At 36.0% G+C, this 9,221-nt stretch carries 10 protein-coding genes; 1 reads left to right on the forward strand and 9 read right to left on the reverse strand.

What is annotated here, in order from left to right; genetic code table 11:
* Positions 1–78: 78 nt before the first annotated feature.
* The 9 genes from NK356_RS23650 to NK356_RS23690 all read right to left on the reverse strand — a co-directional run bounded on the left by NK356_RS23650 (position 79) and on the right by NK356_RS23690 (position 7,453).
* Positions 79–384 (reverse strand): ATP-dependent Clp protease adaptor ClpS, encoded by a 306-nt coding sequence (locus tag NK356_RS23650; protein ID WP_099049883.1) that lies wholly within the window; start codon positions 382–384, stop codon positions 79–81.
* 10 nt (positions 385–394) lie between these two features.
* Positions 395–1,753 carry a hemolysin family protein gene (locus NK356_RS23655; protein ID WP_034695416.1) on the reverse strand — a complete coding sequence of 453 codons (1,359 nt, stop codon included), beginning with the start codon at positions 1,751–1,753 and terminating at the stop codon, positions 395–397.
* A 270-nt stretch (positions 1,754–2,023) separates the two neighbouring features.
* Positions 2,024–2,887, reverse strand: coding sequence for an ATP synthase F1 subunit gamma (atpG, locus tag NK356_RS23660; protein ID WP_034695417.1), 864 nt, complete (start codon positions 2,885–2,887; stop codon positions 2,024–2,026).
* 76 nt (positions 2,888–2,963) lie between these two features.
* Entirely contained in the window at positions 2,964–4,541 is a 1,578-nt protein-coding gene (gene atpA, locus NK356_RS23665) for a F0F1 ATP synthase subunit alpha (RefSeq protein ID WP_034695418.1), read from the reverse strand.
* Between the two features lie 16 nt (positions 4,542–4,557).
* Positions 4,558–5,097, reverse strand: coding sequence for an ATP synthase F1 subunit delta (gene atpH, locus NK356_RS23670; RefSeq protein ID WP_034695420.1), 540 nt, complete (start codon positions 5,095–5,097; stop codon positions 4,558–4,560).
* A 2-nt stretch (positions 5,098–5,099) separates the two neighbouring features.
* Complete coding sequence (locus NK356_RS23675) at positions 5,100–5,597, reverse strand: F0F1 ATP synthase subunit B (protein ID WP_034695422.1); 498 nt, start codon at positions 5,595–5,597, stop codon at positions 5,100–5,102.
* Positions 5,598–5,680: 83 nt separating this feature from the next.
* Positions 5,681–5,875 (reverse strand): ATP synthase F0 subunit C, encoded by a 195-nt coding sequence (gene atpE / locus NK356_RS23680; protein WP_002979108.1) that lies wholly within the window; start codon positions 5,873–5,875, stop codon positions 5,681–5,683.
* A 49-nt stretch (positions 5,876–5,924) separates the two neighbouring features.
* Positions 5,925–7,022: a F0F1 ATP synthase subunit A gene (gene atpB, locus NK356_RS23685; protein ID WP_047429822.1), complete on the reverse strand. Its 1,098-nt coding sequence runs from the start codon at positions 7,020–7,022 to the stop codon at positions 5,925–5,927.
* A gap of 59 nt (positions 7,023–7,081) precedes the next feature.
* Positions 7,082–7,453 (reverse strand): hypothetical protein, encoded by a 372-nt coding sequence (locus NK356_RS23690; RefSeq protein ID WP_034695426.1) that lies wholly within the window; start codon positions 7,451–7,453, stop codon positions 7,082–7,084.
* A 176-nt stretch (positions 7,454–7,629) separates the two neighbouring features.
* Here NK356_RS23690 and ffh point away from each other — a divergent pair, with 176 nt between their 5' ends.
* Positions 7,630–8,991, forward strand: a complete 1,362-nt coding sequence (gene ffh / locus NK356_RS23695) for a signal recognition particle protein (protein WP_034695428.1) — start codon at positions 7,630–7,632, stop codon at positions 8,989–8,991.
* The last annotated feature ends 230 nt before the right edge of the window (positions 8,992–9,221 follow it).

Here is a 9,221-nt window from a genome sequence, read left to right on the forward strand (position 1 = left end):
AAACAAATCAAAATATATAAAAATTATTTACTTTTTAACAAGAAAAACCGCCTCAGTTGTGAGACGGCTTCTTTATTTTTATACGATTTCGCTTGTTAATTCACGCGAAATTAATTTTTCATGCATAGGCTTCAACACATCCATTGAGCCTGTTTTTACGGTACACTTGCCTTTGTAATGAACCAGAATTGTGCATTGCTCAGCTTGTTCCAGGGTATGCTTACAAATTTCGATCAGACAGTCTATGACGTAATCAAATGTATGAATATCATCGTTATGCAATACCAGTTTATAAACTTCATCCGTATCATCTAAAACGAGAACTTCTTCTTCGTACTGACGTTTCGGATTCTCGTAATCTTTTATGCTGTTATAAAAATTCATTCTCATGTTTTTAAACTTCTCCTATTTTGTCTGCCAGATGATCTATAGCATTAGGTTCCTGATAAATTAGTTCCACAAGTTCAACACTCTTGTTGTTCATTTTAAGAATTTTAAAGTGATAATCTTCAAGATCAAACTCCTGGTTTTCTTCAGGGATTTCTTCCAGTTCATAAAGAATGAATCCTGCTAGTGAGTTGTACTCGCTTTCTTCGGAAAGAGGAAGTTTTTTAGGAAGGAATTCGTTGATTTCGTCCAAAGGCTGAGTGGCCTGTACCCAATAGGTATTGTCTGCTATTTTATCAACGATTTTTTCTTCATCATCTTCTTCATCCTGAATTTCTCCTACAAGCTCTTCGAGAATATCTTCTAATGTAATAATACCTTCAGTTCCACCAAATTCGTCAATAACAATGGCGATATGTTGCTTTTTAAGCTGGAAAGTCTTCAGTAAGTCTGAAACTTTTTTGCTTTCCACCACGAAGAAGGCATCACGCATTAAGTCTTTAAGATCTTCATGATCCAGATTTCCTTTTCTCTTCACAAATTCTCTTATGATTTCTTTTGTGTAGAAAATTCCGATCACATTATCAATGGAATCAATATAAACAGGAATACGCGAGTAACCGCTATCCATGATCTTGTTGATAATATCATTAACATCTTCCTCAAAGTCTATGGAAGTAATATTCTGTCTTGGAACCATGATCTGCTTGGCAGAGTGATCTGTAAAATCAAATGCATTTTTAATGATCTCATAGTTTTCTTCTTCAATCTCACCACTGTCTGCACTTTGTTTTACCAAAAGCTGAAGTTCTTCTGTAGAGTGAATTTCCTGTTCGGAAGCAGGGTGAATTTTTACAAGTCTTAAGAAACCATTTGACATGGAGTTCATCAACCAGATAAACGGTTTAAAAATCGTATAGAAAACTCTCAACGGAACCGCAGTTGCCATTGTAGTTGCCTCAGATTTTCTGATAGCGATTGATTTTGGAATAAGCTCACCAAATACAATATGCATGATGGTAATCAATACAAAACTTGTCACTACTGAAATGGTAGTAATGGTTGTCTGAGTCAAATTAATGCTCAAAGACGTAAAAATATTTTCAACAATATGATGCAGGGCGCTTTCTCCTACCCAACCAAGGGCAAGGGATGCCAATGTAATTCCTAATTGTGTAGCGGAAAGATATTCATCAAGATGTTTGATGATATGTTCTGCCTGCTTAGCCATAGAGTTTCCTTCTGCGGCTTTTAACTGAATTTGTGAATAACGAACTTTAACAATTGAAAATTCTGCGGCTACGAAGAAGCCATTTAGTAAAACAAGAAATAAGGCCAGCAAAAGCCTGACTATGTCCGAGTCCATTTAGAGGTTGTATAAATTTTATTAGCTACAAAGATATGTAAAATAAAAATAACCTGCCTGAATCCGGGATTGATTATTTCAATGAAGGAATTTTCTTAAGAAAATATGGCTTGATATAACACGACTATTTTTAAATTAAAAAAATATTTGGGCTACGTGTTCATTTTTCACGAAAATAAAGATTTTTGAGTACTAGAAAGCGGTTTTAACCTTATGAAAACAAAAAGCACCGAAAATTTCGGTGCTTTAATTTGTATGTAAAATAATTCTTTACGAATTTTTCAAAGCTTCTGCTCCGGAAACAATTTCCAGGATTTCGTTGGTAATTGCAGCCTGTCTTGCTTTGTTATAGAAGATCACTAGATCGTTCTTTAAAGCTTGAGCGTTGTCTGTTGCTTTGTGCATTGCAGTCATTCTCGCTCCGTGCTCAGATGCTACTGAATCTAAGATGGCTTTGAAAACCTGAGTTTTGATAGACTTTGGAATCAAATTATCAAGAATCTCAGTTCTGTTAGGTTCAAAGATATAATCTGTTTCAACCTGTGGCTCAGTGTTTTCCGGCATTGAGATAGGAAGAAGTTTTTCTGTAGTTACTTCCTGAGTAGCAGCATTAACGAATTTGTTATAGATAACATAAACTTCGTCAAATTTACCTTCTCTGAAGCTTGTCATTACCCCTTCAGTGATATGAGCAACAGCATCAAAGTTCAGATTATCATATACAGAACTTCCATTAGCATATACCGTACGGTTTCTTCTTACAGCATCAAATGCTTTTTTACCTACAGGTAGAATTTCAATCTCATATTGAGAATTATTCTGAGACTGAAGGTTAAGCTCTTTTACGATAGAAGAGTTAAAAGCTCCCGCAAGACCTCTGTTTGAAGTAACAGCGATGAATAGTACTCTTTTAACCTCTCTTTTCTGAGCATATACAGAAATCTGATCAGGATCAGAGCTAGAATTTACATTCTGGATAAGCTCCTGTAATTTTTCAGAATAAGGTCTTAACATTACGATTGCGTCCTGTGCTTTTTTAAGTTTCGCTGCGGAAACCATCTTCATAGCACGTGTAATCTGCATCGTAGATGAAATTGACGTAATTCTGCCTCGTATTTCTTTTAAGTTTGCCATTAATTTGGGTTCAAAGTTTAAGGTCTAAAGTTTAAGGTTTAAAACACTATATTTCAAACCTTAAACATTGAATTTTTTAGTTGTATTTAGAAGCTAAATCGTTAGCTGCCTGCTTAAGAACACCTGTAATATCGTTATCGATTTTTCCAGACTTAATAGCAGCCATTGTATCAGGGTGCTTAGACTTAAGGAACTCGATATATTCGTGTTGGAATTCTTTAATCTTGTTCAAAGGAACGTTTCTCATTAAGTTTTCTGTTCCAGCGTATACGATCGCTACCTGACTTTCTACAGGAAGTGGTGCATTTACCGGCTGCTTAAGGATTTCTACGTTTCTTTCTCCTTTAGAAATAACTGCTAAAGTAGAAGCATCAAGGTCAGAACCGAATTTAGCAAACGCTTCTAGTTCTTTATATTGAGCCTGGTCAAGCTTCAATGTACCAGATACTTTCTTCATTGATTTGATCTGAGCGTTACCTCCTACCCTTGATACAGAGATACCTACGTTGATTGCAGGACGAACCCCTGAGTTGAATAGATCAGACTCCAAGAAGATCTGTCCGTCTGTAATAGAGATTACGTTTGTAGGGATATATGCAGAAACGTCACCAGCCTGAGTTTCGATAATTGGAAGGGCAGTTAATGAACCACCACCTTTTACGATTGGCTTAAGAGACTCTGGCAAATCGTTCATTTGCTTAGCAATTTCGTCATCAGCGATTACTTTTGCAGCTCTTTCCAATAGTCTTGAGTGAAGGTAGAAAACGTCTCCAGGATAAGCTTCACGGCCCGGTGGTCTTCTCAATAGTAGAGAAAGCTCACGGTAAGCAACAGCTTGTTTAGATAAATCATCATAAACGATAAGTGCTGGTCTACCAGTGTCTCTGAAGAACTCACCGATAGAAGCTCCTGCCATTGCAGAATATACCTGCATTGGAACTGGATCTGATGCGTTAGCTGCAACGATTACCGTATAAGCTAAAGCTCCTTTATCAGAAAGAGTTTTAACGATTTGTGCTACAGTAGAAGCTTTCTGACCGATAGCAACATATATACAATATACTGGTTTACCAGCATCAAAGAATTCTTTTTGGTTGATGATCGTATCGATAGCAACAGTAGTTTTACCTGTTTGTCTGTCACCAATGATAAGCTCTCTCTGACCTCTTCCTACAGGGATCATCGCATCAATTGCCACGATACCAGACTGTAAAGGCTCAGTTACCGGCTGTCTGAAGATAACTCCAGGAGCCTTTCTTTCCAATGGCATTTCGTATAAATCCCCAGTAATAGGACCTTTACCATCGATTGGGTTACCAAGAGTATCTACTACTCTTCCTAACATACCTTCTCCTACTTTGATAGAAGAGATTCTGTTTGTTCTTCTTACTGTATCACCTTCTTTTACTAATTTACTTTCACCAAGTAGAGCAACACCCACGTTGTCTTCTTCAAGGTTAAGTACAATACCTTCTACATCACTAGAAAATTTCACCAACTCTCCGTATTGTACGTTTTCTAACCCGTATACACGAGCAATACCATCACCGATGGTTAAAACTGTACCTACTTCCTCAACGTTTGATTGAGTATCGAAGTTGGCCAATTGCTGTTTTAAGATCGCAGATACTTCTGCCGGATTTATTTCTGCCATTGTATGGTTGTTTTTCTTAATTTAATTGGAAATCTTTTTTAACTTGGTTCAATTTTGTCTTCACAGACGCATCTACCTGCTGGTCACCTACTCTTAGAACATATCCTCCAAGAATTTCAGGCTTCACATTTACTTTCAGATCAAAGTTTGAATCAGCATTTACAAGATTGGTGGATCTTAAAATCTGATCAAGGTTTTCTTTTGAAAGCGGAGTTGCTGTTGTAAGTGTTACTCTCTGTACACCACTAAGGTCTTCAACTTTATTGATGAATTCCTGAGCGATATTTTTCAATTGGTTTTCACGTCCGTGCTTAATAACCAATCTGATCAGGTTCTGAGAAGAGACAGATAAACCTTTGAAAATTTCGTTTGCTACTTCTATTTTCTTTTTAGAATCGATGTAAGGAGTCATGAAAAATTTATTTAAGTCCGCAGACTCTTTCATGATCTTTACTACATCTTTCATTTCAGAAAATACAGTAGCCGTTTGACCTGATTCGTTGGTGAAGTCAAGTAAACCTTGTGCGTATCTTTTAGCTACTTTAGATGTAAGCATTCTTAGTTAAGGTTTGATTTGTTTAAATAATTTTGAACTAATTCGTTTTGAGCTTCGCTGTTGTCTAGCTTTTGCTTCAAGATAGACTCGGCAATGTTTACAGATAAAGTACCAATTTGAGTTTTGATGTCTGCCATTGCAGCATTTTTCTCAGCATTGATAGTCTGTTTAGCAGCTTCGATCATTTTGTCTCCTTCAGCTTTAGCAACATCTTTAGCTTCTCCTACGATTCTGTCTTTAATTTCTCTGGCTTCTTTAAGGATAGCATCTCTTTCGATTTTAGCTTCACGAATGATTCTTTCGTTATCCTCTTTTAAAGTTTCCATTTCTTTTCTAGCTAATTTAGCTTGATTAAGAGCGTCAACAATAGATGTTTCTCTGTCATTGATAGACGTTAAAATAGGTTTCCAAGCGAATTTACCTAACAAAAATAATAATGCTAGAAAAATTACAGACTGGATAATAAATAACCCTGATGAAAACTGATGAATTAATTCCATTATATAAATGTATAAATAATTATTACTTTTTTTAAAGAACCATTACCTGTAACCAACCGTCACAGATAATGGTTTGAATTTAATTAGTTTACTGCGAATAGAGCAGCAAACGCAACACCTTCTACAAGTGCAGCTGCGATAAGCATAGCCGTTTGGATTTTTCCAGATTGCTCAGGTTGTCTAGCGATAGCTTCAAGAGCAGCAGCTCCGATTTTACCAAGACCGATACCTACACCTAGTACTACGATACCAGCACCTACAATTTTAGGGATTTCCATAATATATAATTTTAAAAAATTTGTTTTACTTTAATTTATAATTTCACAATTAGTGAGCTGCATGATGTTCGTGCTCGTGCTCTTCTACTGCCATTCCGATAAACAGTGCTGATAACATTGTAAAGATATAAGCCTGTAGGAATGCTACCAATACTTCCAGTAAATAAATTACTAATGTTAAGAATGGGAATGCAACACCTGCGATGAAATTTTTGAATACATAGATCAATCCGATCAAACTCATTACTACGATGTGTCCTGCAGTCATGTTTGCAAAAAGTCGGATCATCAATGCGAATGGCTTAGTGATTGTTCCTAATAATTCGATAGGAAGCATGATCAGTTTCATTGGAACCGGTACTCCTGGCATCCAGAAGATGTGTTTCCAGTAATCTTTGTTCGCTGAGAATGTTGTAATCAAATACGTAAGGATAGCCAGGAAGAATGTCATTGTAATATTACCTGTAACATTGATTCCGAAAGGCATTAATCCAAGAACGTTAAGGAAAAGAATAAAGAAGAACACGGTTAATAAATAACCCATGAATCTCTTATACTTGTGTCCGATATTAGGAATAGCAACTTCGTCTCTTACAAAGATGATTAGTGGCTCTAAGAATCTTGCTACACCTGTAGGAATTGCTGACTTCTTATAAGATTTAGCCATTCCAACAAATAATACAAACATAAAGATTGACACTAATAAAATGATCAATACACTTTTTGTAATAGAAAGATCTAAAGGCTTTACATTGGTAGGATGACCATCTTCACCAAGTGTTAAAGTTCCAGCTGCATCAGTCTTATAGATCTTTTCGTGATGTAACACATAAAAAGAACCATCTACTTCAGTAGGCTCTCCGTGCATGAACCCTTCTTTGTTACTCATGAAAGAGTGGAAACCGTTATCATAAATAATAACAGGAAGAGGGAAACCGATGTGGTGACCTTCTTTATCAACCATCAATGTGAAATCATGTGCATCTAATAAGTGATGATCGATGAACTCTTTGTTTTCTTTGCTTACTTTGTCTTTCTCTGAAAGCTCTTGAGCAGGAGCTGCGCCAGCAGTAGCCTCACCGTGCTGTGCAGACACTAAGTTTAATACAAAAATACTGTAGAATAAAACTGCGAATTTCTTAAACATTGATAGGTTTTTTTCGTTGTGCAAAAATATGATATTTTTTCTAGTTTCAATAAATTATTTTACTGTTTTTTATCATGATTAATCAGCTTGATGGCATAGTATGTAAGCAGGGCTGTCAGGACAAAATAGGGCATAATAAAATGAAATTTATAGCCAGGAATCACTTCAAAGTTCAGTTTTTTTCTGATTAAGTACATCAAACCGAATTTTAAAAGGATCAAACCAATAACAGACAATCCTAAAAATTCCGGTGCTACTCTATTGATTAAGATAATAAGAGTGATCATCATCATAAACATGACACTTAGAAAAAGGTAAAATTTAATGATCACAATTTCATCCAGGTGAAAAACAAATTTCCAAAGGGAAAAATGCACCAGGAAAGTCAGAAAGAATAAAATGACAACAAGAATATTGGGATTGATTTTCATTCTATATTTTAATTGATCGCAAAAATAGACTTTTTCTATCGGATTATACCATGATTTGATATTTATCATTTTTCTTGTCTATAATAATATTACGTATATATATAATATTACCCCTTGAAAAACTTTAGATATGCTAAAAATTCCTTATTTTTGCAAACCTATAATTTACAATAAATATGTTTAATAGTTTACAGGATAAATTAGACAAGGCATTACACAATATTTCCGGTAGAGGAAAAATTACTGAAATCAATGTTGCGGAAACCGTAAAGGAGATCCGTAGAGCATTGGTGGATGCCGACGTTAACTATAAAGTTGCCAAAGATCTTACAAAAAGAGTTCAGGATAAAGCATTAGGAGAAAACGTTCTTACTTCCCTTACGCCGGGACAGTTGATGACGAAAATTGTTCATGATGAATTGGTAGACCTGATGGGAGGTTCTCAGGAAGGAATTAATCTTTCGGGAAAACCAACTGTAATCCTTATTGCAGGTCTTCAGGGATCTGGTAAGACGACTTTCTCAGGAAAGCTTGCTAATTATTTACAGACAAAAAGAAATAAAAAACCTTTATTGGTAGCATGTGACGTTTACCGTCCTGCAGCAATTGACCAGTTGAAGGTATTAGGAGGACAGATTAATGTTCCTGTTTTCACGGAAGAAGGTTCTACAAATCCTTCTACCATTGCTGAAAACGCAATCAACTTTGCAAAATCAAACGGTCATGATGTTGTGATTGTGGATACGGCAGGTCGTTTGGCTATTGATGAGCAGATGATGAACGAGATTAAATCTGTTCATTACTTCATTAAACCCAATGAAACGCTATTCGTAGTAGACTCTATGACGGGTCAGGATGCTGTGAATACAGCAAAAGCATTCAATGATGCTTTGAACTTTGACGGAGTTGTTTTAACGAAATTAGATGGTGATACAAGAGGTGGTGCTGCATTAACGATCCGTTCTGTTGTTGAAAAACCAATCAAATTTATCTCTACAGGAGAAAAAATGGAAGCTTTAGATCTTTTCTACCCGGAAAGAATGGCAGACAGAATCCTGGGAATGGGAGACGTTGTTTCCTTAGTAGAAAGAGCTCAGGAGCAGTTTGACGAAGAAGAAGCTAAAAAACTTCACAAAAAAATCGCTAAAAACGAATTCGGTTTTGATGATTTCCTTAAGCAGATCAATCAAATCAAGAAGATGGGTAACATGAAGGATTTGATGGGAATGATTCCTGGAGTTGGAAAAGCGATTAAAGACGTAGAAATCAGTGATGATGCGTTTAAGCATATTGAAGCTATTATTTACTCTATGACTCCTGAAGAAAGGAGAAGACCTTCCATTATCAATACACAGAGAAAAGGTAGAATTGCTAAAGGTGCAGGAAGAAAAATCGAAGATGTGAATCAATTGATGAAACAGTTCGATCAAATGGGTAAAATGATGAAGATGATGCAAGGGCCTCAAGGAAAGCAAATGATGCAGATGATGAGCAAAATGCCAAATATGCCTGGAATGGGTGGAATGTTTGGAAAATAAGAAAGACAAAATCATTTATACAAGAGGCTGCCCAAAAAGTTTGGGCAGCCTCTTGTATTATTACTGTCCGATAAAAAGTATAAATACATTGGAAATATCAATATTTACGGCATGAATTAACAGGTCGCTCCTCCGGAGCTCTAATTTTAAAAAAAATACGTCCTATTAACAGTCAGCTCCTATTGGAGCTGGATTTGATCCCATCGGGATCAACTGTTAGTAGAAAAAAT

It is taken from the genome of Chryseobacterium sp. S0630 (genome assembly GCF_024158915.1).
In the GTDB taxonomy this organism is placed as follows: Bacteria; Bacteroidota; Bacteroidia; order Flavobacteriales; family Weeksellaceae; genus Chryseobacterium.

Bases quoted from the DNA above. Each gene is read 5' to 3' on its own strand.
- NK356_RS23650 (WP_099049883.1), bottom strand. From the start codon at position 384: ATGAATTTTTATAACAGCATAAAAGATTACGAGAATCCGAAACGTCAG.
- NK356_RS23675 (WP_034695422.1), bottom strand. From the start codon at position 5,597: ATGGAATTAATTCATCAGTTTTCATCAGGGTTATTTATTATCCAGTCT.
- atpG (WP_034695417.1), bottom strand. From the start codon at position 2,887: ATGGCAAACTTAAAAGAAATACGAGGCAGAATTACGTCAATTTCATCT.
- atpB (WP_047429822.1), bottom strand. From the start codon at position 7,022: ATGTTTAAGAAATTCGCAGTTTTATTCTACAGTATTTTTGTATTAAAC.
- atpH (WP_034695420.1), bottom strand. From the start codon at position 5,097: ATGCTTACATCTAAAGTAGCTAAAAGATACGCACAAGGTTTACTTGAC.
- atpA (WP_034695418.1), bottom strand. From the start codon at position 4,541: ATGGCAGAAATAAATCCGGCAGAAGTATCTGCGATCTTAAAACAGCAA.
- atpE (WP_002979108.1), bottom strand. From the start codon at position 5,875: ATGGAAATCCCTAAAATTGTAGGTGCTGGTATCGTAGTACTAGGTGTA.
- NK356_RS23655 (WP_034695416.1), bottom strand. From the start codon at position 1,753: ATGGACTCGGACATAGTCAGGCTTTTGCTGGCCTTATTTCTTGTTTTA.
- NK356_RS23690 (WP_034695426.1), bottom strand. From the start codon at position 7,453: ATGAAAATCAATCCCAATATTCTTGTTGTCATTTTATTCTTTCTGACT.
- ffh (WP_034695428.1), top strand. From the start codon at position 7,630: ATGTTTAATAGTTTACAGGATAAATTAGACAAGGCATTACACAATATT.